The sequence below is a fragment of the Leptospira congkakensis genome, from assembly GCF_004770265.1.
In the GTDB taxonomy this organism is placed as follows: domain Bacteria; phylum Spirochaetota; class Leptospiria; order Leptospirales; family Leptospiraceae; genus Leptospira_A; species Leptospira_A congkakensis.
Genome location: NZ_RQGQ01000009.1, coordinates 211,373 through 236,929, shown reverse-complemented (window position 1 = coordinate 236,929; position 25,557 = coordinate 211,373). Strand labels below are relative to the sequence as shown.

25 protein-coding genes are annotated in these 25,557 nt (G+C 38.6%); 9 read left to right on the top strand and 16 right to left on the bottom strand.

The window, feature by feature from the left end; all coding sequences use genetic code 11:
• Nucleotides 1-29 precede the first annotated feature (29 nt).
• The 4 genes from EHQ70_RS06790 to EHQ70_RS06775 are packed head-to-tail and all read right to left on the bottom strand — an operon-like array spanning nt 30 to nt 2,935.
• Nucleotides 30-722 carry a hypothetical protein gene (locus EHQ70_RS06790; protein WP_135584778.1) on the bottom strand — a complete coding sequence of 231 codons (693 nt, stop codon included), beginning with the start codon at nt 720-722 and terminating at the stop codon, nt 30-32.
• A gap of 47 nt (nt 723-769) precedes the next feature.
• Nucleotides 770-1,822, bottom strand: a complete 1,053-nt coding sequence (locus EHQ70_RS06785) for an Mrp/NBP35 family ATP-binding protein (protein ID WP_135584775.1) — start codon at nt 1,820-1,822, stop codon at nt 770-772.
• A 10-nt stretch (nt 1,823-1,832) separates the two neighbouring features.
• Complete coding sequence (locus tag EHQ70_RS06780; RefSeq protein ID WP_135584773.1) at nt 1,833-2,696, bottom strand: metallophosphoesterase family protein; 864 nt, start codon at nt 2,694-2,696, stop codon at nt 1,833-1,835.
• Nucleotides 2,693-2,935, bottom strand: coding sequence for a biotin/lipoyl-containing protein (locus EHQ70_RS06775; protein WP_135584771.1), 243 nt, complete (start codon nt 2,933-2,935; stop codon nt 2,693-2,695). The genes EHQ70_RS06780 and EHQ70_RS06775 overlap by 4 nt, the downstream gene beginning before the upstream one ends.
• A gap of 87 nt (nt 2,936-3,022) precedes the next feature.
• Here EHQ70_RS06775 and EHQ70_RS06770 point away from each other — a divergent pair, with 87 nt between their 5' ends.
• Both EHQ70_RS06770 and EHQ70_RS06765 read left to right on the top strand, forming a co-directional pair.
• Entirely contained in the window at nt 3,023-3,859 is an 837-nt protein-coding gene (locus EHQ70_RS06770) for a hypothetical protein (protein WP_135584769.1), read from the top strand.
• A gap of 14 nt (nt 3,860-3,873) precedes the next feature.
• Complete coding sequence (locus EHQ70_RS06765; protein ID WP_135584971.1) at nt 3,874-5,718, top strand: chorismate-binding protein; 1,845 nt, start codon at nt 3,874-3,876, stop codon at nt 5,716-5,718.
• Between the two features lie 44 nt (nt 5,719-5,762).
• On the opposite strand, the gene hslU is transcribed toward EHQ70_RS06765, so the two are convergent.
• From hslU to xerD, 4 genes are read right to left on the bottom strand one after another with little or no spacing between them, the layout of a single operon-like run.
• Nucleotides 5,763-7,181: an ATP-dependent protease ATPase subunit HslU gene (gene hslU, locus EHQ70_RS06760; RefSeq protein WP_135584767.1), complete on the bottom strand. Its 1,419-nt coding sequence runs from the start codon at nt 7,179-7,181 to the stop codon at nt 5,763-5,765.
• A gap of 1 nt (nt 7,182) precedes the next feature.
• Nucleotides 7,183-7,716 carry an ATP-dependent protease subunit HslV gene (hslV, locus tag EHQ70_RS06755; protein WP_135578582.1) on the bottom strand — a complete coding sequence of 178 codons (534 nt, stop codon included), beginning with the start codon at nt 7,714-7,716 and terminating at the stop codon, nt 7,183-7,185.
• Between the two features lie 46 nt (nt 7,717-7,762).
• Complete coding sequence (locus EHQ70_RS06750; protein WP_135584765.1) at nt 7,763-8,194, bottom strand: ATP-binding protein; 432 nt, start codon at nt 8,192-8,194, stop codon at nt 7,763-7,765.
• A complete protein-coding gene (gene xerD, locus EHQ70_RS06745; protein ID WP_135584763.1) occupies nt 8,194-9,102 on the bottom strand; it encodes a site-specific tyrosine recombinase XerD in 909 nt (302 codons plus the stop codon). The genes EHQ70_RS06750 and xerD overlap by 1 nt, the downstream gene beginning before the upstream one ends.
• Before the next feature lie 97 nt (nt 9,103-9,199).
• Between xerD and EHQ70_RS06740 the strand changes: the two genes are divergently transcribed.
• Nucleotides 9,200-9,721, top strand: a complete 522-nt coding sequence (locus tag EHQ70_RS06740; RefSeq protein WP_135584761.1) for a tetratricopeptide repeat protein — start codon at nt 9,200-9,202, stop codon at nt 9,719-9,721.
• Nucleotides 9,722-9,781: 60 nt separating this feature from the next.
• Complete coding sequence (gene trxB, locus EHQ70_RS06735; protein WP_135584759.1) at nt 9,782-10,723, top strand: thioredoxin-disulfide reductase; 942 nt, start codon at nt 9,782-9,784, stop codon at nt 10,721-10,723.
• Here trxB and EHQ70_RS06730 read toward each other — a convergent pair.
• From EHQ70_RS06730 to ilvB, 3 genes are all read right to left on the bottom strand, one after another.
• Entirely contained in the window at nt 10,720-12,471 is a 1,752-nt protein-coding gene (locus EHQ70_RS06730; protein ID WP_135584757.1) for a peptidase MA family protein, read from the bottom strand. The genes trxB and EHQ70_RS06730 overlap by 4 nt on opposite strands.
• A 66-nt stretch (nt 12,472-12,537) precedes the next feature.
• Nucleotides 12,538-13,026, bottom strand: a complete 489-nt coding sequence (ilvN, locus tag EHQ70_RS06725; protein WP_135584755.1) for an acetolactate synthase small subunit — start codon at nt 13,024-13,026, stop codon at nt 12,538-12,540.
• On the bottom strand, nt 13,023-14,729 hold the full coding sequence (gene ilvB, locus EHQ70_RS06720) for a biosynthetic-type acetolactate synthase large subunit (RefSeq protein WP_135584753.1): 1,707 nt from the start codon (nt 14,727-14,729) through the stop codon (nt 13,023-13,025). Before ilvB ends, ilvN begins: the two co-directional genes overlap by 4 nt.
• Before the next feature lie 112 nt (nt 14,730-14,841).
• On the opposite strand from ilvB, the gene EHQ70_RS06715 reads away from it, so the two are divergent.
• Nucleotides 14,842-15,948, top strand: a complete 1,107-nt coding sequence (locus tag EHQ70_RS06715) for a tetratricopeptide repeat protein (protein WP_135584751.1) — start codon at nt 14,842-14,844, stop codon at nt 15,946-15,948.
• Nucleotides 15,949-16,020: 72 nt separating this feature from the next.
• Here EHQ70_RS06715 and EHQ70_RS06710 read toward each other — a convergent pair whose 3' ends face one another.
• Nucleotides 16,021-17,700 carry a P83/100 family protein gene (locus EHQ70_RS06710; protein ID WP_135584749.1) on the bottom strand — a complete coding sequence of 560 codons (1,680 nt, stop codon included), beginning with the start codon at nt 17,698-17,700 and terminating at the stop codon, nt 16,021-16,023.
• 125 nt (nt 17,701-17,825) lie between these two features.
• Between EHQ70_RS06710 and serC the strand changes: the two genes are divergently transcribed.
• The 4 genes from serC (at nt 17,826) to EHQ70_RS06690 (ending at nt 21,667) form a co-directional block, all read left to right on the top strand.
• Nucleotides 17,826-18,923, top strand: coding sequence for a 3-phosphoserine/phosphohydroxythreonine transaminase (serC, locus tag EHQ70_RS06705; RefSeq protein ID WP_135584747.1), 1,098 nt, complete (start codon nt 17,826-17,828; stop codon nt 18,921-18,923).
• Nucleotides 18,916-19,572, top strand: a complete 657-nt coding sequence (locus EHQ70_RS06700) for a hypothetical protein (protein WP_135584745.1) — start codon at nt 18,916-18,918, stop codon at nt 19,570-19,572. The genes serC and EHQ70_RS06700 overlap by 8 nt, the downstream gene beginning before the upstream one ends.
• On the top strand, nt 19,569-20,006 hold the full coding sequence (gene rpiB, locus EHQ70_RS06695) for a ribose 5-phosphate isomerase B (protein WP_002975248.1): 438 nt from the start codon (nt 19,569-19,571) through the stop codon (nt 20,004-20,006). Before EHQ70_RS06700 ends, rpiB begins: the two co-directional genes overlap by 4 nt.
• A gap of 89 nt (nt 20,007-20,095) precedes the next feature.
• Nucleotides 20,096-21,667 carry a concanavalin A-like lectin/glucanase gene (locus EHQ70_RS06690; protein WP_135584743.1) on the top strand — a complete coding sequence of 524 codons (1,572 nt, stop codon included), beginning with the start codon at nt 20,096-20,098 and terminating at the stop codon, nt 21,665-21,667.
• On the opposite strand, the gene EHQ70_RS06685 is transcribed toward EHQ70_RS06690, so the two are convergent.
• Genes EHQ70_RS06685 through EHQ70_RS06670 form a run of 4 tightly spaced genes read right to left on the bottom strand, consistent with a single transcriptional unit; the run spans nt 21,629 to nt 25,557 of the window.
• Complete coding sequence (locus EHQ70_RS06685) at nt 21,629-22,018, bottom strand: hypothetical protein (RefSeq protein WP_135584741.1); 390 nt, start codon at nt 22,016-22,018, stop codon at nt 21,629-21,631. The two genes, EHQ70_RS06690 and EHQ70_RS06685, sit on opposite strands and share 39 nt — an antisense overlap.
• Complete coding sequence (locus tag EHQ70_RS06680; RefSeq protein ID WP_135584739.1) at nt 22,015-22,206, bottom strand: CopG family transcriptional regulator; 192 nt, start codon at nt 22,204-22,206, stop codon at nt 22,015-22,017. The genes EHQ70_RS06685 and EHQ70_RS06680 overlap by 4 nt, the downstream gene beginning before the upstream one ends.
• A complete protein-coding gene (locus EHQ70_RS06675) occupies nt 22,206-22,811 on the bottom strand; it encodes a tetratricopeptide repeat protein (protein ID WP_135584737.1) in 606 nt (201 codons plus the stop codon). The genes EHQ70_RS06680 and EHQ70_RS06675 overlap by 1 nt, the downstream gene beginning before the upstream one ends.
• Nucleotides 22,783-25,557 carry a hypothetical protein gene (locus EHQ70_RS06670; protein WP_135584735.1) on the bottom strand — a complete coding sequence of 925 codons (2,775 nt, stop codon included), beginning with the start codon at nt 25,555-25,557 and terminating at the stop codon, nt 22,783-22,785. Before EHQ70_RS06670 ends, EHQ70_RS06675 begins: the two co-directional genes overlap by 29 nt.

Sequence of the window (25,557 nt, the reverse complement as noted above, 5' to 3'; positions counted from 1 at the left end):
ATTTGGTCAAGAAATTTTTTTCCTAAAACTTAAGGAGTAGAAGATTCAATTTCTAAAATGCGTTTACGCAAGTCAGAAGCTGTTTCATAATTTTCGATTTGAATGGCGTTAAACTTTTGAATGTACAATCCAACTAGTTCATCTCCCATCTTTCCTGGCACTGACAATGCTTTTTTAAAATTATCGATGTCAAGGGTTGGATGATTGTTATGAAAATAATCAACGATACGTTCCATCTTAAGTCTAGTAGCTTCCCTAGCAATTCCAGAAGTGTTTCTAAATTCGAGTGAAAGACTCGCTAAAGTTTCTAAAGGTTCACTGACTTGTTCTAGATGTTCTGTAAGACTGGTGGTTTGTGTTTTCTTTTCTTTGGCCTTACAAAACTCAACATACCGCATAACCATGGAGTTGAATTGTTCCATTCTTTCCTGGATGTATTGGTTTGCTAGCTCCTTGTTGTCCGGCATTTGAAAGTCTGGGAGTTGTACTACATCATAAAGATGGATGTTGTCAGCAAGGATCTTCATCAGTTCCTCTTTGGAAGGTAAACCAACAGGGGGAAAGGTGACGACTGGGTAATTGTCCCCAATTTTTAAGAAACTGACAACCACATTGGATGCTATGATTTTACCGCCGGGCGCAATCGGATTTTCACCGAATACATGGCAGTATGCGATTAAGTTACCGGTAGGGTTTGGTTTGGAACCGCGTTCAAAATTCATAGTGTATCCTTTAGACTAAGAAAAAGCTCTGAAGAAACAAGTGATTTTTAATCTTCCCACTCTGCGATTTGGTTTTCCAAATTTTTTGCAATGCGGAAATAAGCTTCTTTTAATGGAGAATCACCTGCTTCTAGGAGTGCCGGTTTGCCGGACTCACCAGAACTCATGACATCCAATGTCAATGGCACCGATCCAAGTTCAGGAACTCCTACTTGTTTGGAGAGTTTTTCCCCTCCACCCTTCGAGAAAACATCTGTTACATGGCCGCATTTGGGGCAGGCAAATCCAGACATATTTTCCACAATTCCAAGGATTGGTACTTTTACTTGTTTGAACATGGCTGCAGCACGACCTGCATCAAGAACTGCTACTTCTTGCGGAGTTGTCACAATCACAGCTCCATCCAAATCAATGAGTTGGGCGAGAGATAGTTGGACATCCCCCGTTCCTGGAGGTAAGTCTATGAAAAGATAATCTAACTCTCCCCAGACAACATCATATAAGAACTGTTCGATGGCTTTTCCAAGCATTGGTCCGCGCCAAACGACTGGTTGGTCCTCTGTCACAAGAAACGAAAAAGAAATAAGTTTGATTCCATGTTTTTCAATGGGATAAATTTTATCTTCTTCTGATTTTAAGGCAACACGACCATTGATTCCAAACATCTTTCCAAGAGATGGGCCATAAATATCTGCATCAAGAATTCCCACCTTCTTTCCGTTACGTGCAAGTGTCGAGGCTAGGTTGGCAGTGACTGTTGATTTTCCGACCCCACCTTTTCCAGAACCCACAGCGATGACTTTTTTTACACCAATGATTCTGTTCCCATCTTCCATCTTTAGGTTTTGATCGACTTCAAATTTGATTTTGACCTTACCGGCACCTTCAATTTTGGAGATGAGTTGTCTTGTTTGTGCTTCAAGTCCGATTTGTAATCGTCTGTCGGCATTTGGAGTTTTGATTAAAATTTCAATCCCATCATCTGTGGGTGTTACTGCCGCAACCATTCCCAAACTTACGATGTCTTTTTTTAATTCAGGATGTTTCACCTGCATGAGTTGTCTTTGGATGGTTGTTAAATCTACTTTTGCATCAGCCATAATTTTTCCTTTAAATGACCCCTTCCGATTCTTCATAAAAAATCGGATTCGTCTCAATGAATTTGTCTTCTGAATAAATAAAACGACGATATTGGATAGACTTCCCTATCTCAATCATATGAAATCCACACTCGTGACTTCTATCGGATAACCTTGTGCTCGATGCAGAATTGACGATAGGAAAATGTGCTTTGGGACCAGGTAGTTTGACCCAATTGGTGTGAGTATGTCCGTGTAAATATAACTGCGGTGGATTGGTTTTGAGTCGTTCGACTACTTCTGAACGATTTAACATCCGATGCCCTCTCGATTCAATTTCCGTTTTGGGATTCCAAAGAGGATGATGGCAAACTAGTATATAAGGTTCTTTGACTGATTGAATTGTTTTTGAGATTACTTCAGGTGCCACATAACCATTGGCAGTGATCCGAGGGATGGCAAAATTGGAATCCCAGCCGATAAATACTTTGCCACCAATTTTTTTAGAACGAATGTATAGTTCTGAATCAAGAGAGGTGCCCATCCACTCGCTAAATGTTTTTTCAAACAATGGATTTGGTCCAATTGCCCGTTTTTGGTAACGATCATGATTCCCGGGAATTAAAAATGTTTTCTCTGTTAATAAAGGTTTTAAAATTTCTTTTGCATTTTCAAACTCACCTGGGTGAGAAACATTTGTTAAATCTCCAGAAATAACAAGAGCATCATATTCTAATTTACTAATGGCTTCAACCATCGCAGAAACAAGCACTAAAGGATGTTTTGATTTACGTCTCAACCTGTAGCTGAGATAACCGACAATGGCTTTTCCACGAAGAGAAAACAAAGGAAGTTTCTTCGGGAAATGTAAGTCGGAAATGTGAAGGATTTTCATTCGTTAATATCCATAATTCCGAGGATATCTCCTTTTTTCACCACCGATCCTTCTGGCGTTATGATTTTTTTTAAGGTTCCGGCATAGGGAGATTCCACGGGAAAGGCCGCTTTGTCAGTCACAAGTTCGATCATTTCGTCCCCAACTGTAACGGAATCACCCACCTTTCGGAGCCAACGAACCAATTCTATCTTTTCTGTATCACCCAAATCAGGAGTTTTTAAAAGGAATTCTTTCATGGACACAATCCTTTGCCACGGAAATGAAAACTGGTTTACAAAACCCTGTTTTCCCGTTTTTTTAACATAAAAGTTTAGCGAACCTCAATGGCAAACGAGAAAATCAAATACAAAGGCACCGAAATCATCGAAAACTTGGACCGACTGATTCAAAAGGACTATTTCCATTTTGAACTCCGAGGGCTCACCAAGTCTACAAGGGACATCGTCAATGAAGTGGTTCAAGGAATCTTAAACCGAGTGGGGGCAAACCCTCTCACTTCATTTCATTTATTTAGCGGTCTTATGGAAGCCCTCTTAAATGCAGTAAAAGCAAATACACGTTTTGTGATATTTCAAGATGAACTTTTGAATAAACTCACATCACAGGGACAAACTCCGGAAGAAGAAGCAGAAGAGTTACTCGACATTATTTTAGAAACAGAACCGTTACGAGATGCCATGCAACGTTATATCGTTCCTGACAAAATCAAAAAAGTAGTTCAAAAGATTCTAACTTTGTCTGACAAAAGAAGATCAAAAAAACACAATCTTTCTATCGATGAAAAAGATTTTTTAACCATCGTTAGAGAAAAAGTTAAAAAATATAATCTTAAAATTTCAATGAAAATTGAAATTAGACCAGCTTCAGTTTATATCAGGATTAGAAATGATTCTCCTATCATGGGAATGGATTTAAATCGAATTCGCAAAAGTAGAGAAAGACATGCCGAACTTGCTAAACAAGGAAATTCTGCAGAGTTTTTTCGTCCCGACTTTTTGGATGAAAAAGAAAGTGCTGGGTTTGGAATTGCGATGATTGATGAAGGATTTTATAACTTAGGCCTTGATCCTCTCGAATGTTTTGATATCCAAACCAGTAAAAAAACAACAACAGTTTACCTCAACTATCCACTAGAAGCTCTTCAAAAGATGGAGTTTTGATACAGACAGATCCAATGACATGGGAATCTTTCGAAGAAAAATACCGAAACACCGGTGGTTTTCTCTTCGAGGATTCTCTTTCCATTCCAGGTGATACTATTTGTGATTGGTATTTTGATCCGATTGAAGAAGTTCAAATCCTTTACTCCGAAAAAGAAAAACTATCGGAAACAATAAAAACTAGCTTATCAAAGTTAGATGATTACCGAAACCAAGGTTTTTATCCTTGTGGCGCCTTGTTTTTTGAATTGGGATACTTTTTTATCGAAGGATTGGCCTTAAGTTCCGCTGAACTCGCAGAGGGAACTCCCCTTCTCCAATACACAATCTATAAACAAAAAAAAAGAATCCAATACACAAATCCAAATTTCCACCAAACAGATAATATCCATTCACAAAAACTAGATATCCTTTGGACAAAAGATACTTACAAAGAGAGATGGGAAAAAACAAAAGAAGCCTTACTACTCGGTGAAAGTTATGAATTAAATTTATGTTTTCCCGTTTCTTTATCTGTGGAAGAAGATTTGTTTTTATACTACCAATCTTTAAAATCAAAACAAAAAACAAAATACTCTGCCTATTATCCTTTTGGAGATACAAAAACTTTATCATTCTCTCCTGAATTATTTTTTGAAGTCACGGGAGATAAAATCCAAACAGAACCAATGAAGGGAACCATTCTTCGCGGAACTACATCCAAACAAGATGAAACGAATAAACTCATTCTCCAATCTTCGGCCAAAGAAAGAGCCGAGAATGTAATGATTACAGATCTCTACCGGAATGATTTGGGAAGGATCGCCAAACAAGGAACAGTTCAGGTAACAGAACTTTTTTTGGTAAAAGGCCTGGAAACTGTTTGGCAGATGGTTTCAAAAGTAGAAGCCAAATTAAAAAATCCATTTGAATGGTTCCCGATTCTCCAAGCTCTTTTCCCGTCAGGATCCGTGATTGGCGCCCCCAAAAAAAGATCTTTCGAACTTTTACGTGAAATCGAAAAAAATGATAGAGGTCTCTATACGGGAGCACTATTCGTATCAGAGATGTTAGATGGAAAACCTTGGATTCGTTCTAGTGTCACAATCAGAACCATATATCTAAAAAAAGAAGGGAACCGCTGGATTGGGAATTATGGAGTGGGAAGTGGGATTACGGTTCTCTCAGACGTCGATGCAGAATATGAAGAATGCCTATCTAAATTAAAATTCATCACAAATCCAAACCTTCCTCCATTTGAAATTCTGGAAACAATTCGGCTTCATCAAGGACGTTACTTTTTAAAAAATCTCCATTTAGAACGAATGGAACAAACTGCCAACCGATTTGGATATCCATTTTCAAAACAAAATGCAGAGACTACCTTAAAAGTGATGGCCAATCAAACCAACGGTAACTTTCGAATTCGTTTTTTACTAAACGAACGCGGAGAATTCAATATTGAAAGTTTTGTATTCACAAAACCAAAAACGAGACCTACCATTCGTCTTGGATTTGCTAACAAACCAGTAGATTCTAAAAATTTATTTTTATACCATAAAACAACGAATCGAAACTTTTATAATGAGATGATGGAAGAATGTAAGAAAAAGTCCTGGGATGATTGTATTTTATTTGATATCCATGATCAAATCCTAGAAACCAATATCCGAAATCTTTTTGTACGCAAAGGAAAGATTTGGTTCACGCCGCGACTAGAAACCGGCGGGCTTCCCGGTGTCTTTCGGGAAGCGCTTGTCCGAAAGAGATGGGTGAAAGAAACTATCCTTTTCAAATCCGATTTAGAAACTGCCGATGAAATCCTTGTAGGAAATTCACTTCGCGGTTTTGAACGAGTGGAATTCGTTACAAGCACCTAAAAACAAACAGGTAAAATGATATTTCACCTGTTTGTTCTCATCCCTTAGAGAATGAACCGACTTAAATCCTTATCTTCTACAATTCCTTTTAGTTTGGAAGACACATAACTTTCGTTAATGACAATTTGTTTTTGGTCCGGTGGAAGATCCGGTGCATCAAAACTTGTATCTTCCAAAAGTTTTTCCATAATGGTATTGAGTCTTCTAGCACCAATGTTTTCATTTTTTTCATTCATCTGGAACGCAAGTTTGGCGATCTCGGCAATCCCATCTGTTGTGTATTCAATCTTGACACCTTCTGTAGCAAGAAGTGCCTCGTATTGTTTAGTGAGAGAAGATTTGGGAGTGGTTAAGATTTTGATAAAATCAGATTCTGTTAATGTTTCAAGCTCCACACGAATCGGAAACCTTCCTTGGAGCTCGGGAATGAGGTCTGAAGGTTTTGTCATGTGAAAGGCACCAGCAGCAATAAAAAGAATATGATCTGTTTTGATCGGCCCAATCTTTGTATTGACTGTTGAACCTTCAACGATGGGAAGTAAATCTCTTTGGACTCCTTCTCGTGAAACATCAGCTCCTTGTCTACCTTCACGGCCAGCAATTTTATCGATTTCATCTAAAAAGATAATCCCCATCTCCTCCACACGACGAACTGCTTCTGATTGGATTTTGTCCGCATCGATTAGTTTTTCTGCTTCCGATTCGGTGAGAAGTTTTTGTGCCTCAATTACTTTTACCTTTCGTTTTCCTGATTTTTTGGGCATCAAATCACCAAGCAAACTTTGTAATTGGTTGTCCATATCTTCCATATTCCCAGCACCAAACACTTGCAACATGGGCATTCCAGACGGTGCCGAAGGTTTCGGAATATCAATTTCGATTTCTTGTTCGTTAAGAAGTCCTTTCCGAAGTTTTTCTCTGAACTTTTCTCTCGACTCTTTATAACTAGTTTGTCTTTCTTTTTCTTCTGGATTTAGATCTTCTTCTTTTTTATGGAAGATGGGAGGTAAAATTGCATCGAGGACAATCTCTTCGGCTTTTTCAATGGCTTTGTCTTTGACACGATCACGAAATTCTGCTTTGACCAAATTGAGAGCACCCATTGCCAAATCACGAATCATCGACTCTACGTCACGGCCTACATAACCCACTTCAGTATACTTTGTGGCTTCCACTTTTAGAAAAGGAGCTCCACATAACTTAGACAGACGACGAGCAATTTCTGTTTTCCCTACACCGGTCGGTCCAATCATAATGATATTTTTGGGATAAATTTCTTCTCGGAGTGACTCATCGAGTTTACGGCGTCTCGAACGATTGCGAAGAGCAACGGCAACAGCTCGTTTGGCTTTGGTTTGACCAATGATATGTTCATCTAATTTTTCTACAATTTGACGAGGTGTTAACTCCTCTGCTTGATTTCCTGAACCGACAACTTCAGCAAGAATGGTTGGGTATGTCATTTTATAATTCCTCAATCACCAAATTATGGTTAGTGTATATGCAAATATCTGCTGTAATTTGCATTGCTTTTGTTATAATATCTCTCGGATCCATATCAGTGTTTTGCACAAGGGCACGAGCTGCCGAAAGGGCAAAATTCCCACCAGAACCAATGGCAAGGACTCCATCATCGGGTGAAATCACGTCCCCCGTTCCAGAAATTAAAAAAGATTCATTGGCATCACAAACAATGAGTAGTGCTTCAAGCCTTCGTAACATCCGGTCCATTCTCCATTCCCGAGCCAGTTCCACTGCTGCTCTCGAAACAGAACCACCATGTTCGATTAATTTTTTTTCGAAAAGTTCAAAAAGAGTAAAAGCATCGGCAGCACTTCCGGCAAATCCAGCGATCACCTTACCGTTGTAAAGTCTTCGGACTTTTTTTGCAGTATGTTTCATCACGGTGTTTCCCATGGAAACTTGACCGTCTCCCCCTACAGCAATTTTACCGTTTTTACGAACCGAAAGGATGGTCGTTGCATGAATTGTTTCCATACGGATAAATTTACAAAATGGTGAGAGTTGTCGAGAAAAATGGAGTTTACTTTCTTTTGATTAGAACCATTTGGTTCCCAACTTCAAAAGACTGGTCTAAAAAATAATAATCAGTGAGTTCTTTGATCAAAAAAAGCCCAATCCCATGTTCGCGGTAATCACTTAAGTCAAAACTACGAAGGTCTTTTGGTTCTACTTTTTTTCCATAATCTCTGAGTTTGATTTCAACTCGATCTTTATCAAATTGTAATTCAATAAAAATTGGTTTGTCCGATTGGCCAGAATAAGCATGGCGAATGATATTCACTACAGCTTCACCAATCACAAGTTTTAAGTCCATGGAATCGAAAAGAGAAAATCCATTTTCTAAACAAAGATTAAAAAAATAATTACGGGTGTGGGAAACAAAACGGGGGTTGGAGGGAATTTGAATACGGACTACTTTACTGTAGTCCGTGGGTTTCTTTTGGTTCGACATTATCCTCTCGGATGGAATTTCTTATGAACTTCCTTCAGAGTTTTATTTGCCATATGAGTGTAAATTTGAGTCGTCGAAATATCGATATGACCCAAAAGTTCCTGAACCGATTTGAGATCTGCATGGTTCTCAAGAAGGTGAGTAGCAAATGAGTGGCGAAGAGTGTGTGGTGTTACTTTTTTCTTTATTTTTGTGCGTTTGATGTAATGATTCAAAAGGCGCCATACCGACTTACGGTTGATATATGAACCTTTTTTAGAAACAAAAACAAATTCACAGGTTCTTTTTTTCAAAATTTCTGTGCGACTTTCGACTAAATACTTTTTCAAAATCTCTAAAGATTTTTCACCGAAAGGAACGAGGCGTTGTCTTCCACCTTTTCCTTCCACAGTAATCGTCATGTTTTCCATGTCGATGTCTGTCATTTTTAAATTACATGCTTCCGAGATACGAAGACCGGAAGAATAAAGAAGTTCAAAGATACATTTGTCACGAAGTTCGTACAAATTGTCCTCTTTGATATTACGAAAGAGTTCTTCAATTTCGGTTTGTGTTAAATAATCAGGAATGGTTCTTGCGACTTCTGGAGTTTCAATCTTTTCGGTTGGATTGGAATCCAATCGTTTTTCATCGCGGAGATACTTATAAAATTGCCTGATTGCAACCACTTCGCGAGCCAGTGTTTTTGCAGAGATTTTACGTTCTCTTTCTTCTTCGAGAAAACGCATAATGTCGTTGGCTTTTACTTCTAAGAAGTTGATATGTTCTTTTTCCAAGAAGATCGCAAACTTATTGAGATCGTACCCGTAGGAATATATCGAATTATCGCTCAGTCCTTTTTCTACGGACAGGTACTCTTGGAATGTTTGTAAAAGCTGATTTTGAGAAACTGGCAATTTGGAACCCATCTTTACTCTCTTATGTTACTTAAAGAGTCGGACAAAAAGCTTAAAGAGACTTATTATTTTTTTTGCCACAAATGGCTATGTCAGGAAAAAAGGAGATGTGGTTCATAGAAACTCCCTTATTTTTTTACTCACGTTTGGACTATTGTTAGTCGTTAATTGCGGCCGAAAGGAACGGTCCCTTTTTGAAAAGGGAAAAAAATGGGAAATGGTAGGTGAGAAAACCAAAGCCCTCTACTACTACGAACTTTCGCTCCGTGAAAACCCTGATTACGATCCTGTTCTAAAACGCAATGGATTACTACTCGCAGAAAGTAACCAATCCATCGCCACAGCCATTTTTTATTTGGAAAAATATCACAAACAAAAAAAGGACGACACAGAAGTACAACGTGAACTCTTCCGACTCTATCTTACCACAGGATACGAAAAGGAAGCGCTTGAAATTTTAGAAGAAATTCGTTTCCAAGGGAAAAAAGAAACTTTGGAGTTTTTTGAAACCACCTACCTTTGCCTTACCAGAGGATTCAAACAGAAAGAATACCTACTGACCTTAGAAAAAAGCCCTCTCGCAGGGGATCCCTACTATGCACCTTGGGTCCGGGCTTGTGAAACAAAATAGACAGGAATCCTGGAAATCCCGTCTAAACAATAAAGAACAAGATACAGAATAGGAGAAATTATGAACCATAAAGTTGTCATCATCGGATCCGGTCCCGCAGGACATACAGCGGCCATTTACGCAGCCAGAGCCAATCTAAACCCGGTGATGTATGAAGGATTTATGGCAGGGGGAGTTGCTGCCGGTGGACAGCTCACCACTACTACGGAAGTGGAAAACTTTCCTGGTTTCCCAGAAGGAATCGATGGAACGAAACTCACACAACTCTTCCGGGAACAATCCGTAAAATACGGAACCACCATCCACACCCAAACCATCACCAAGGTGGATTTTTCCAAACGCCCTTTTACCATTTGGTCTGACGACGAAGAAATCAAAGCAGATTCCATCATCATTGCTACAGGTGCCACTGCGAAACGGATGCATGTCCCGGGAGAAGAAACCTACTGGCAACGCGGAATCTCTGCCTGCGCCGTTTGCGACGGTGCCCTCCCCATCTACCGAAACAAAGCTCTCGCTGTTGTGGGTGGTGGTGACTCCGCAGTAGAAGAAGCAAACCATCTCACTAAATTTGCATCCAAAGTATATTTGGTCGTACGACGTGACCAACTTCGCGCTTCCCAAATCATGCAAAAACGTGCCTTAGAACATCCTAAAATTGAAATCCTATGGAGCCAAACGGTTGTGGAAGCCAAAGGCGGAGTCGGAGGGCTTACCTCCATTGTCCTCGAAAGTACAAAAGACAAATCCAAAAAAGATTTAGAAGTAGGTGGACTCTTTTATGCGATTGGCCATGTTCCCAATACCCAAGTGTTCCAAGGCCAATTGACCTTAGATGAAACCGGTTATATCATCACAAAACCAGGAACCACACAAACCAATGTGGAAGGTGTGTTTGCCGCAGGTGATGTTCAGGACAAAGTGTACCGCCAGGCTATCACAGCAGCTGGTAGTGGTTGTATGGCAGCTCTTGAAGCAGAACGTTGGTTAGAAGGTCACTAAGGAGTGACCGGCTTTCCATCCGCATTCAAATAAGATTTTGATTCCAAACTAAAAAATATCACCGAATCTCCCTTCGGTGATATGTATTGTTTTTTCCCATCTTCCCATTCGATAAGAGTAAAACCAGATCCTCGAAATAGAATTTGGTTTCCAGGAAATACATTGGCTTCCCATGAATCCCCATACCAGCGGTAGTTTCCTTTTTTCCAAAGATAAAAATAACTAGAATTTGGCCCAAGGAAATCCCCTTCCAATTTTCCCGAATAAGATTCCACATTTGCTGGAAAGATTTTTTGTAAACTCGGTAACTCAGTATAAGACTTGATCTCCAAAGCTGATTCAGGGAGAGAAAAACCTTTGTCTAAAAAAGTTTTTAATTCAAGAGGGAATTTAGAATTCATCACAGTATATCCAGCTAACTGGAGTTTTTTGCCATCTTTTAAAAAAAGATCTTTTTCTTTTTCAAAACGAGACAAACTATCTTTCAAAATTTGGTCGGGAGAAACACCTGTTGCGTTTTGTAATGCCAGGGCCGGAGATGTTCCGACACAAGTATCCTTTTGGTAAGAAATGATGGCCTCTTTTCCATAAGTTTCATGGATATGTTTGATGAGTAGTGGGCCAATGGAATAAGGAAGTAAATCTCTATATTTAGCATCTAACAATGCTTTGAAGGTTTTGGGAACTTTGTTTTCCCGAATCAACTTCTCTGCATCATTATAGATATGGAATTGTTTTCTTTCGTAAAATTTAGCTTCTACATAATTGGCAAGGCCTTCTTCAAACCAAGGATCCAAAATATCGGTTTGTGGAGTTTTTCCTGTTTCTGATTGGATTTTTAAACAAGAAATTTGTTCTAAATTATGAACGGCTTCATGATAAAACACTCCAAAGTGGAAACGACGAAGGGCATCCGCATCAAACTCTGGATTTCCTGTAGCTTGGGGCATTTTGTCCCCACAACACATAGTGATGGAATCTCTTCCGCCAAACCCACCCTCTTCGGATCCACCAGGGATATCAGCGCCAATGTACTTCTTAATATCCTCATATTCATCAAATAACAATACAGGAACTTTCCCTCGGTTTTCTAATGAAAATTCTGATTTTACATATTGAAGGAAAGGTTTGATTTTAAAATTTCCACCAAACGCACGTATGTATTCCGACCATTTTTCAGAACCATACAATACATAGTTACCTAATTCAAGTTTTGGTTTTCCAAACTGAGATTCTTTGACAAGAAGATAGTTTTCAAAATTCAAAGGTTTTTGGTAGGTGAAATCATATTCTTTTCTATGGGCCATCCAATACTTTGTGATTTTTGTTAAATCAGGATAATTCCAAACCAGGGTCGGCGAACATCCATTACACGACTGAGGAACAGAGGTGAATCCAACTCCAGAAGGGAAATCTAACTTAAAAGTTCCATTTACCCATTCTGTATAAACACTACCATCGGCACGTTTCCACTGGTAATGGTTTTTCGCCCATTGGTAAACTTCACCACCATCCGGCCCATTGTAATAACCAGGCGCTGGTTCTAAAAATCCTAATTTTAAATCTTCGAGTTTAGGTTCTTGGAGCCTTTCGACAGTTAGAGAGGAAGTGGGAGCCGTTTCCCCGAAATCAAAATACAAGACATCAGAACCCTGCCCCCGTTTGAGGGGAACCGCGGTACGTTCTGAATCAGAATAAATAACAGTCGTTAGGAGAAAAAAGGCAAGGGTAAATAGTTTCCGATCCATGGGTGTGGGTAAGTCTCACTTAACGCACTCATGTTTCCCTAAAAATTAGGCTCTGTCAAGTGGATTCTAAACGGAGTTTTGGTTCCGATAGGCAATGGCAATCTGACCTGTTCGAGAAATTTCAAGGATTCCGAATGGTTTGATTACAGAAATTACATTCGTAACTTGTCTTGAATTTCCAGAGAATTCGATCAGAAGTGAATCTTCCGTCATTTCTAAAATTTTAACATCAAATCCATTACAAATGGTAAGAGCTTCACTTCGGTTTGTTTCGGTGATGGAAAAAGAAATTAAGACAAGTTCTCTTTGTACGGAACTCGCATAAGCCATGTCTTGGACTTTTAATACATCGGGCAATTTGAGGAGTTGGTTTTTCACCTGGCCAACTATAAAATCATCTCCATTCAGAACAATTGTCATGGAAGACACATCTGCATTCTCAGTCACACCAACTGCAATCGAATCAATATTGTATCCGCGACGTGTGAATAGACCAGAAACATGGCTCATCACACCTGGGTGGTTATTTACTAAAATACTTAGAGTGTGTTTCATTTTTTTAATTTCCCCAAGTCTTTGAATTCAATTAAGTCTTGTTGTGATTTCCCAGCAGGGATCATTGGGAAAACTTTTTCTTCCGCAGGGATCATCACTTCGATGAGAGCAGATCCATTGTCTTTTAGGAAAAAATCCACACCCTTTTCGATTTCGGATTTATGTTCGATCCGCATGGCTGGAATTCCGTATGCTTCCGCTAGTTTTACAAAGTTAGGATTGTAAGTCCATTGGGACTCACTGAATCTTTCTTCATAAAATAGTTCCTGCCATTGGCGAACCATTCCGAGAAAATTATTATTAAAAAGTAGAATTTTCACACCTAACTTTGACTGTGCGATTGTTGCTAGTTCCTGGATACACATTTGGAAGGATCCATCTCCCGTAACACAAATGACCATTTTATCAGGGTTTCCAAATTTAGCACCGATGGCGGCAGGAAGTCCGTATCCCATAGTGCCAAGGCCCCCTGAGGTTAACCAAGTATTTGGTTTGTCGAAAAGATAATACTGAGCTGCCCACATTTGGTGTTGGCCAACGTCAGTGGAAACAATAGCTTCACCCTTCGTTTTGGTATAAACCCTTTGCAAGAAGTCTTGTGGTTTGATGCTGTCTCCACTGTTATCAAAATCGAGTGGATGGTTTTTCTTTAAACTTTGGATGTTTTCAATCCAAGAATTACGATCTCCCCCTTTCACAAATGGAAGGATTTCTCGAATGGCATCCTTTAGATCCCCATGAAGGATATAATCCACATTGATGCGTTTGTTAAACTCCGCGGCATCAATGTCTACATGGGCACGAACTGCATTCGGCGCAAAGTCTTGGTATTTGGCAACTCGGTCATCAAACCTTGCACCTAAATTTAAAATATAATCACACTCTAACACTGCTTTGTTGGCATAAGCAGTTCCATGCATTCCGAGCATCCCCACCGAAAGTGGATGAGTTCCCGGAAAAGCACCAAGTCCCATAAGAGTTGTGGTCACAGGTGCATTTGCTTTTTCTGCCAAAAGTTTAATTTCTGCTGAGGCAAAAGAATTAATAGCACCACCACCCACATAGAGTAACGGGCGTTTGGCTTGGTTTAAAGCTTCTGCAAATTCTTGTGGATCCCCTTTTACTTTTGGTCTTTCATAATGATGAGGAGCAATTTTTAAAGAAGAAGCTTTTCTAACTGATGTTTTTTCCAATTGAACATCTTTTGGAAAGTCGAGTAACACAGGTCCCGGTCTTCCACCCATTGCAATTTTAATGGCTTCTTCAAAATGGCGAGAAAGATCATCTGCTTTTTTGATTAAAGCATTGTATTTGGTAATGGGGATCGTGATTCCAAAAATATCAGCTTCTTGGAAAGCATCGGTTCCAATGGCGTCAGTGGAAACTTGACCAGTGATGGCAAGGATGGGAATGGAATCTAATTTGGCATCAGTAAGACCAGTGATTAAATTTGTAGCACCTGGCCCGGAAGTGGCGATACAAACACCTAACTTTCCTGTAGAACGTGCATAACCTTCTGCCATATGGATGGCACCTTGTTCGTGACGAACAAGAATATGTTTAATTTTTTTACTATGATAGAGTTCGTCATAGAATGGGAGGATGGCACCACCAGGGTATCCAAAGACGATTTCAACACCCGCTTCTTCCAATAATTCGACCATAAGCCGACCGCCAGTAATTGCTTCGGTTGTAGATGACATACGTTTCCCCCCTATTGTCATTTCTGCAAAAAAGAGCCTGCTGTCAATGTTCTCACGTTTTTGAGTCGATTTTTACTGTCTAAATAGGAATGCTGAAAATTGGACAGAGAATATGGAAAATGCTGAGATTGAAAAACCACAAGAAGATGAAAAATTCACAAAAATAAAAGCCCTTGCAAAAGAGGCGTATCGTTTTCTTGATCAGGGCCGATTTAAAGAAGCCAAAGAGCGATTAGACATATTACTTGACGAAGACCCTTCCAATACTTACGGACTTGTGGGACTTGGTGATTATTACGCAAAAACCAAACAACCGGAACAAGCCATCCAATACTATCGCAAATGTTTGGTCGGTGATACAACCAATAAGTTTTCTCTTATGGGGCTTATGAATGCTTATAGAGATTTGAATAGCCTAAAACGAATCATCGAAGTCGCAGAAGAATTTCATCACATAACAATCACAGATGCAAGTATCCTTTCTCGTGTGGCCGATGCCCACAGAAAACTCAAAAACTTCAAAGAATCAGAAGTTTATTATATGGAAGCATTACAAATCAATCCCAGTGATCAGTATGTCATTGTGGGTCTTGGGCATTTGTATTTTGCATGCCCAAGGTATGTAGATGCCATCCAGTGGTGGGAAAAATTACTTTCAAGCCAACCGAACAATATCAAAATCCTAACAGAAATTGGAAACAGTTACCGCAAAATTAAAGACTTCGACAAAGCAGTCCTTTATTATGAAAGGGCCAAAGAACTGGATCCTAAAAACTTTTTTGCTCTTTATGGCCTTGCCGAATCCTATCGTGGTAAAAAAGATTTTAAAACTGCCATCACCTATTGGGAAAAAATTCTCGAATCAGATCCTGACAACAAACTCATTATCAACCGGTATGCTGATTCCCTCCGTGGACTTGGGAACTATGACAAAGCTTTGGAATGTTTTAATAAAATTCTTGCAAGTGGGGACGATTACTTTGCCTTACTAGGAAAAGCGGCCGCATTACGTTTGATTGGTGACCTAGAAAAGGCTGAGGAAATTTATTTAGGCCTACTCTCGAAATCGCCAAGTGATCCAAGACCTGCCCTAGAGCTTTCTGATCTTTGGGACATTATGGGTAAAAAACCACAGGCCATCAAACTTCTAGAAGATTTAGCGAAGAAAAATCCTTCGAATGAATCCATCCGCGAAAGGATTGAATATTTAAAAGATTAAAAAAAATCCAACCTAAGGCCAAAACCAAAGGTTGGTTTCTTTTCGGTAATGAAACCAGGTAAACCATGCCCCTTACGGAGCGATGGTTTTGAGTAGGCTTAAATCATCTTTTTTGAATACTTTAATGGTCGTTTTATCACCTTCTTTCGGTTTACCGGTCACATAGACTTTATCCCCAAAAAATGTAAGTTCCGAGTTTTCTTCCACGGCTTCTTCCGTTCTTTTTTCAAAAGTTAAGTCTGATTTAAAACGAGAAACATGATATTTGTCTTTTACCTTTTCAATCACGTAAATTTTGTCTTCACGATTGATCATAGGAGTTCTCCAGAAAATATCTGCAGACTCACTTGTTTTTTTCACACCTAGTTTGTCTGGATCAAGCAACACAAGTTTGTGTTTACGGTTTTCTACTTTTTCTCCGTCATAACCGAGAACAAGCACTCCTTGGTTCGCAATTTCTTTAAATTCCTTGGAACAAATATTGTTGTATGGACTTTTGAAAAGAGCATCATCTTTTGCCGGATCAATCGCCCAAAGTTCATTGGAATAATGACCATCTGTATCATATTTGATAAACTTCATAAAAAGAATTTTGTTGTTCACAACATTGTCACTTTGTTCTTCTTTTTTCTTCAGTTCTTCTTTGGTTTGTGCGAGTTCTGTTTTTAACTCTTCTACTTTCGCTTCAACCTTTTGAACGGTATCATCTTTTTTGGCTGTATCGCCAGAAGTGGTGGTTCCGGTTCTTGCTTCTTCTTTTTTAGCGATTTGTTCTTCTTTTTTACTGAGTTCTTCTTTTTTTGCTTCTACAGCTTCTGATTTTTTATCAGTGTCTTTTTTCTCTTGTTCGATTTTTTTGACTTCTTCTGTTTTCTTTTCAATCTCTGCTTTGTTTTTCACAGGATCTTTTTTTAACTCATTCAGACTTGCGACAGTTTCTTGTTCCTTTTTCTTCAGAGCGTCTTTTTTGTCTTGGAGATCTTTTTGTTCGTTAGCTACTTCTTGTTTTTTATCTTGCAAAACTTTTTTCTCTTCTTTGAGTTTATCAGTTTGCAACTTATCCATTTTTTTGGCTTCGTCTTCCATCTTCTGTTTGGTGGCAGGATCTTTTTCTTTATCCTTCACCGTTTTGTTGACGTCTTTTTCTAACTCATCTGTGGTGAGATCCTTTCCACTATCTTTTAAGATATTTCCTTCTATTGGAATGATGATTTGGGTTTTGCCTGGCCAATTTTTATAAACAGTATCAATTCCTAATTTGTCAGGGGAAGTAGCTGCAATCACTCCCTCTGTATATTTTTTACTAAAAAACTTGGAGTCTTTTCTATGAGTTGCATTGTAATAGAGGACGTACTGCGCCAAAGTCTCAGAGTTCCCTGCTTTGTATTGGAAAGATTTTTCTACATACGAGGCAATGATTCGAGCAATGGAATTGACATGGTCAAAACTTTGTGACTCCGAAAGAGTCAGAATGTCTGCTCCCAGTTTTCCATCAGCACCAGGCGCAACTCTTTGGATTTTGACTCCATCCACAGTGGCTGTATTTTCTTTTGCCAAAGTTTCAGCGAGTTTACGACCGATTTCGGTATTTTCTTGGATAATGTCATCAGATGCCTTACGTAAGGAACGGTTGATGAATTCGATTTTTTTGGAACCCTTGATTTCGGACTCACCGAGTGGGGCTTTGGACTGCGCCGTCAGCGAAAGACTGACGAAAGTTAGGCAAATGATAATGGAACGAGAAATTCTCATTGTTTCCTCACGAAAATTAGGGTCTAGGATGCCCACAAGATTAACAACCTTTGTGATTCTGCAAAGCAAGTTTTAGAATAAAAATCTATTTACCAGGGGGTGGATATTCAAAATTCTGTGGGAGAATGCCTACATTTACGCACAGAGTCTTCAATTTTAATGCCGGTCCTGCCATGTTGCCTACGGAAGTCATGGAGGAAGCAAAGTCTGAGTTCCTAAATTACAAAGGAACCGGAATGTCTGTTATGGAAATGAGCCATAGAGGAAATGTTTTCCAAAATATTTTGGACGAATCTCTCCATGACCTAAGAGAATTGCTTGGCCTACCTTCTCGTTATGCGGTGGTTTATTTCCCTGGTGGGGCAACTTTACAATTTTCTGCAATTCCTTTTAATTATTTAAAAGCGGGAGATTCTGCTGATTTTGCTCTAACTGGCGTTTGGGCGAAAAAAGCCTTTGAAGAAGCAAAGAAATTTTACCCAAATGTAAAATCCATTTTCAATGGGGCCGATTCCAAATATATGGAACTTCCCACCATCACCGATGAGATCGTGAATGAGGGAGCCAAATATGTTTATATCACTTCTAACAATACCATTTATGGGACTCGTTACAAAACATTTCCAAAATTAAAAAAGGCTCCTCTTTTTGCAGATATGACAAGTGAACTCCTGAGTCGAAAACTCCCCATCGAGGATTTTTCTGTGATCTTTGCGGGAGCACAAAAAAACATTGGGCCTTCTGGACTCACACTTGTCATTTACGACAAAGAAAAATTACCCGCACTCGACCATCCCATCCCCAACCTAATGAACTTTGCTCTGATGGAAAAAAATGGATCTTTGTACAACACACCTCCTACTTATTCCATCTACATCGCTGGTCTTGTTTTTAAATATTTAAAATCAAAGGGTGGTCTTGCAGTGATGGAAGCCACAAACGAAAGAAAAGCAAAAAAATTGTATGATACAATCGATGCCTCAAATCTATTTTATGCACCGGTTCCAGAAGATTTTCGTTCCGCAATGAACGTAGTTTTTAGAAGTCATAACGAAAGTTTGGATTCGAAATTTCTTTCTCTTGCCGAAGAACAAGGGTTTGCTGGACTCAAAGGATACCGCGACATGGGTGGATTTAGAGCTAGTATCTACAATGCAATGCCTGAAGAAGGTGTGGATTCTCTCATTTCCTTTATCAAAGAATTTGAAAGAACTCATGGGTAAATTTCGAAAATCCTATTTAGTTTTCCTTCTCATTTTATCCTATTCTCTTTCTGCGCATTCGCTTTGGATTCCAGAAGGAAATTTAGGATGGAAGGAAGCTTTGGATTGTTATTTGCCATTAAAAAAGGAAATTCCTCCCGGTGCCATCAGTCCCAATGTCCTCAATTTGGATCGGACGAGAATGGGAGAATATGCAAAAGAATCAGCAGAACTCCGTCTCGCTTCCTTAGATTGTTTTTTTGAAAAAGTTAAAAATGTATCTCTCGAAAATTCAGAATCAGGCAACCTTGGGGAGTATTTTCGTTCTTCCCTCCTGCTAGGACAAGAGTGGGAAAAAAATCTTTTTTTCTATGAATGGAGAATTTTACTTTCAGATTCTAGACCTTATCCACTGACCCCTGGCGAAGTTAATATCGCAAAACAATGGTTTGAGTCTCATACAGAAATCAAAACCGAAATTACAAATCTTTCCATCGAATATCTAACAGAAAAAAATCCAAAAGACAAACAAGCTCGTTATTTGGATTTATTCACTGGATACTATGGAAGTTTACTCAGGGAGAGAGATAAGTTCCTACTTTCAATCTCACTGGAATCATTGAAATCATACACCGATGCCCTAAAACAAAGAAAGGAGAAAGCAGAATGAAAGAAAAAATTGGAATCGCATCTGATCACGGAGGATTTGCTCTCAAAGAATTCCTCAGGAAAAGTCTCGAGGAAACTTACGAAATTGTCGATTACGGTACTAAGAGCGAAGAGTCTGTAGACTACCCCACCATCATTGGAGATGCCTGCCGAAAGGTTCTTTCCGGTGAAGTTCCCAGACTCATCGCCCTTTGCGGGACAGGCATTGGAGCATCCATTGCTGCCAACCGTTTCAAAGGCATTCGCGCGGCCCTTTGCCATGATGAGTTTACGGCAGAAATGTCCAAACGCCATAACAATGCCAATGTACTCGTTTTAGGGGGAAGGGTTCTCGGAACAGATTTAGCACAGAGAATCGTAAAAAAATGGATAGAAACAGAATTCGAAGGTGGACGGCACCAAAAACGATTGGGACTCATCGAAGAACAGTCGTAATTTTATTCCTTGTTTGGGGCCTACCCTTATTTGGATGGGAAGTCCCAAAACAAGAAATCCTAAACCTTAGCCTCTGGAAAAAAATCGGTGTGGTTCAAAACTCTGAACCAGGGAAAAAGAACTTTCTCAAACCCAAAGAAAATACACCCAAACACGGCGAACTATTTTTCGACTTTGAAGGAGAGGTGAGAGAGCCACAAATCACTGAAGCAGGATTTCCTTTTAAATCCAAATCAATCTCCGTTGTTTCCTCTTCTTATTTAACCGATGACCAAACTTATTTTTTTGGGAAAAGGTCGGCTTATTTTTCAGGCCGCAGAAACCAAATCCATCTTTCCGTTTCTGGAAATTCTCTATTCGGCACCCATCCCGATCCCTTTACCATTTCCATTCCCGTTCGGTTGGGAGAACAAGGAGCAGGTTCTGTTATTTTGGATAGGACTGTTTATGTGAAAGGAAAAAAATACGGCATCTCACTCGAGTTAAATGAAAGTAAACCAACATTATACGTAAATAACCTTCTTCAAAAATCAGATGGTAGAACAACTAGTTTCATTTTAGAATCACCGGTGAAACTCAAACGCAAAACTTGGGAAGTGATTTCCCTTTATTTTGATACATTGAATCATAAATACATCCTGTACCAAAATGGAATCGAAACGGCAGAATACGAAAACAAACAAGCAGATACCTTAGGATTTGCTTTTCCAGAAAATGATTCCACTCCACTTGTCCTTGGAAAATCGTTTTATGGAAACCTGGATGGATTTCATATCCATAAAGGTGAACCCGAAGTGGAATACACTAAGTTTGAATCCGTTCGTTATGATGATGAAACCAAAATTGGATATATGGAAGGAAACACAGCCCTATCTCCTGTTTTAGAAACAAAATACAGTAACTCTAGTTTAACTCGTATCCATTGGAAAACAGAACAACCGAAAGATACAATGCTCGAACTGTATTTCCGAGCGACAAATGAAAAATTTGTGGAATCAAACATAAACCTTCCTTGGGTTAGGATTAAATCCCTAGAGAAAGATCTTCCCAAAAACAAATTCAAATACTACCAATGGAAATTATGGTTTAGACCCGATCCAATGGGAAAATCAGTTCCCAACATACAATCGTTATCTTTCGAGTATACAGAACAAACTCCTCCAGATGTCCCTACAAGGTTTCGTTTGGATTCCAATCCATCACAAGGCCATCCCATTTGTTTTTTATGGAACTCAAATCATGAAAAAGAAGTACAAAATGGAGGGGGTTATATCATCCATTATGGACTTACCCCGAATCGAATGTTAGGTTCTATCTTTGTCAAAAAAGATAAAAACGATAATTTGACCAAACTAGATGGGAACGAAGAAGAAAGTAGTTTCAGAAACAAACGTTTTTGTGTGAACGAAGAAGCACTCGTGAATAATATTTACATTCCTGAAGGGGAATTAAATACCAGTGAATACCGTCCGATTGCAGACCAAGTTGATACTTCCAGAATGGAAAAAAGAGGTCTTCTTTTCCAACCCGGTTTGACCTATTATTTTAGAATTTCAGCTTACAATCGTTATCTGAACGAATGGGATTCTAAGGACCAAAAAAGCCCGCTTTCGCAAGCAATTTCATTTAGTTTCCCCAAAGAAGTTTCGAACAACAAGTAAAGGCAGGGAGGTTATCTCCCTTTCCAAATCCACAAAAACTACGTCCATCCCCTCTTTAAGAGCAATTGCCATTTCAAGATCACAGGTTTCAGACATAAAAAGTTGGGTCCTAAGACTTTCCGTATCTAAGTCAAAAATGGAATCAGTTAGATCTTCTATTAACCTTAAAATTTGTTTTTTTCTATCTACCGAAATACCTTCTAACTGTTGAAACAATAAATACACAGAAACAGAGGATGTGAAAAATCTTTCATGGGAATCTAAAACTTCTAACAAAAGTTTTTGTATTTTTGGTTTACGGGCAGAACGAACTAATGCAAACAAAAGAGAGGAAGTGAGAAATACTTTCAATCCAGTAACTCCGTTAAGGCGATGAGTGCATTTCTTCTGACAAGTTCTGATTTTTGTATGATTTCATTTTTTAATGCCATTCGGATGAGTTCCCCCCCAGAAACCCCTCGTCTAGATGCTTCATTTTTTAATAAAATTTGTTCTTCTTCAGAAAGTAGAATTTGGAATCGTTTATCAATTTTTGCCATTAGTCTTCTTCTTCTAATTCTTTTTCGGCCTTTTCAAATTTACGCCAATACAAATTGGCATCTTGCCATTGCCCTAATGATTCGTAAAGGGCTGCAATATTATAATAAGATTCGGTCAAACGATAGTCTAACTTCACTGCCTTTTGGAAGAGTTTGATCGACTTTTCTTTGTTATCCGAATACCATTCACTAAACGCCCAAAGATAATACCACCGACCTAGGTTTGGATCCCTTGGTCTTACTTTTTGTAGATGTAAAACATTTTCTTGGAAAAGTTTAGAAGAAAGATTGTAGTTTTTTTGAATGAGTTTGGTTTTATTGATTCGATCTTCTGCAGGTTCATTTGGTCTAGGGACGGATAAATCGGTTCTGTATAGAAGTGCTTTTGCGTAGAGTAATTTAAAATACAACTCGTTTTGACTTAATTCCAAATACCTTTCCAAATAAGGAATGGATGATGTTTCTTCATCAACTTTGTGGAGGTTGTAAATTTGTTTCCTGAGAGCAGTTGTTTCTTCTTTTTTTTTGCTACCACCGGCCCAGGTTTGGGAGGTTAAAAGTAAAATAAAAACAAATTTAAAAGTATAAGTAGAAGTTTTGACCATCATCTGGAAATTTCATCGATTTGATTTCATGGCGGAATGGAAGTTCCTGTAATCTTTGGATCACAGAAAGATACAAATCTTTTGCCGTTACAATCAACATAGAATTGGGTGATGTTTCAATCAATCGATCTTTGCTTTCCAAATAACCTTGGATGGAATCCACAAAATGTCTTTTGGAACCTTCCCACTCTGGAGTTGGTTGGTAATCAGGCCATTGGATGCGAAGGACGGAAGTGGCCCTTTTGCCACCGAAGGTTGCCTGCATAAAAGAACGAATCATCCAAGACAAACTGTCTTTTAAAAATTCAGGTTTTCGTTCCTCTTTTTCTACAAGGACATGGAGGGCAGGAATGACTTGGCGGAGTTTTTCCTGGATCATTCGTTTGTGAGAATCCAAAAACTTACTTCTTTCTTCTTTGTTCAAAAGTACAAGAAAAATTCCAGGAAAACCAAGTGATTCCATATGAAAAGCAATGATGGCCTCTGTTTGTAAAAGAATTTCCCATGAAAACTTTTTGGCAATAAAACGATCGAGTCTTACCGTATCATCCACATCCAGTAGTGCAAACCCAGTTTCATCAAATGGTAAATATGGATCATGATGTAAAAAAATTAGATTAGAACGGGTGTTATAGTCAAGTCCTGAAGAAATTTGATTATGAAAAGAACCAAGTGCATCATTTAAAAAAAGATAGGAAAAACGTGGAGATCCAAGCCTTGAAATAAAGTTTTTTGTATAACCCACAATTCCATCATAAGAGATTTCGTTCTCTCTATAAATTTTATCGAGTAAACTATACTCGACTCGTTTTTCTTCCGGGATGATTGTGAAGAAATTTTCTGTGGCCGGAGCCTCTTCTTGTGGTTCTGATTTTTTTGTGACTGAGTGAACGAGTTTTTCTAACTCAGGATTAAAAATAGTCTCACGTTTCTTTTGAACGGCATCTAAAATCGCAACACGTCTCCATGTTGCCGGGGGTAAAATTTTAAAACTCGTTTTTTTCACAGGATTAGGATTGTTTATAACGGGTTCCATTTTTGTTTCAATTCCTTCTTTAGGAGAGAGAGTTTTTTTTATCTCTTGCACGATAGCCGGTGAATCATGACTCACAAAAAGGGATTCCCCTAACATCTCTGGATGTTTTTCGACAAGTCTTCGTTTGATAGAAGCCCACAAAACAAAAAAGATCCAAGGCCCTATGAATAAATATCCAAAACTCAGTAAATAAGGAGGAAAAGAAGAATAACGATATATGGATAACCCCGACAAAATTCCTGGTTTTCCTTGTTCTTTAGAAATAAAATAAGTATGAAATTTATGATGTAAAAAACCTACAGATTGTTTGGCCGCCTCTAAGTGTAAAAACTTTATCGAATCGTTTCCTTTCCAAGCACGCGGATTGAATGTTATCTGTTCCTTACTTTTGTTATCCGACAATTTAGCAGAAACAACTGGAAAATAAAACTCATCACGATCTTTTTCTTTTTTCGCCTGCAAAAGATTGGAATCAAGAACTGCAATTAGAATGGATAAGGATGTATCTTTCTCATTTCTTTTAGGAATTAAATATACTAAATCAAATTCTGATTCGAGTAAAATGGAAACAGGATGGTTTTCTATCCTTTCAAACAATCCAAAAATTTCTGTTCCAAATCGGTTTTGAATGGTTGTGGTATCAGATTTTCCTTTTTTCCAAAGATAAAGTTCAGAAACAATTTTTTCTGTTTCTCCAAGACTCTCTCCTTCTCCCAAACCTTCCTTTTTGAGATTTTTTTCAAGAACAGAAAGTGTTTCTTCAAATTGGACTAATCTATGTTTGGCCCATGGTTTGTAATACCTGTAGTCAGGAAATAGTTCCCAACTTTTTTGATAAAACAAAAGCAAAATCAAATAAACAATTACAGGTAATAAAATTCTACGTTTGAATTGAAATCCAGGATTATGAGTGACGATCCAAACAAAACGGATATAAAAAAGTCCAGTAAAGGTAACAAGAAAAAGGATAAAACAACCAAATCGCATTTCTTCTGATTCGGTATCTGATTGTCTGAGTAAATAAACGGAAAAACGATCCCTAATTTCTAAAATCAGTTTCGAATTTTCACCATCTAACTTCCATGTAATGGTTTGCCCTTCTTTACCAGAAAAAAGTCTTAAAATTTGATTACTTTCCAAATCACCAGTAAGAATGGATTCATCATTGGTATACAAAACTTTTTGTGATTTTGGATCGAACGCCCAATACAGATATCCATATTCCAAATTTGCATTTTGGATTTGAATCGGCAAACTAGGGCCTTTTGGAAATACAACAAAGAATTTTCCTGAAAGATCGCGATACACATAATCGCCGTTAGAAAGTATTTTTAATTTTCCTTCTAATAATCCAGAAGGATCTTGCCTTAGTTCTTCTTGAAAAATTTCATTTGTTTCATTTGTGCTATGGATGAGTCGTAACGAATCATCATACAATCGTACATAACTGAATCCAAGAGTTTCTTTGATCCGACTTGTGACTTGCGCTGCTCTGTAAGGAAGTGCGGACTCTCGAAAAAAGAACTCTAAGGTATTTAGGTGTTCTTTTGTTTTGTCTTCATCAAAACGTTCCAAAGCAGAAATCAAATTTGATTTCAGTCGCAGAGGACGAATCCATTCAAAATATCCGAATAAAACGGAGGTAACCAGGAGAGAAACCACTAGGTATCCAAAAAGAATAGACAGGTTTCCGAAATTCCGTTTCATCAT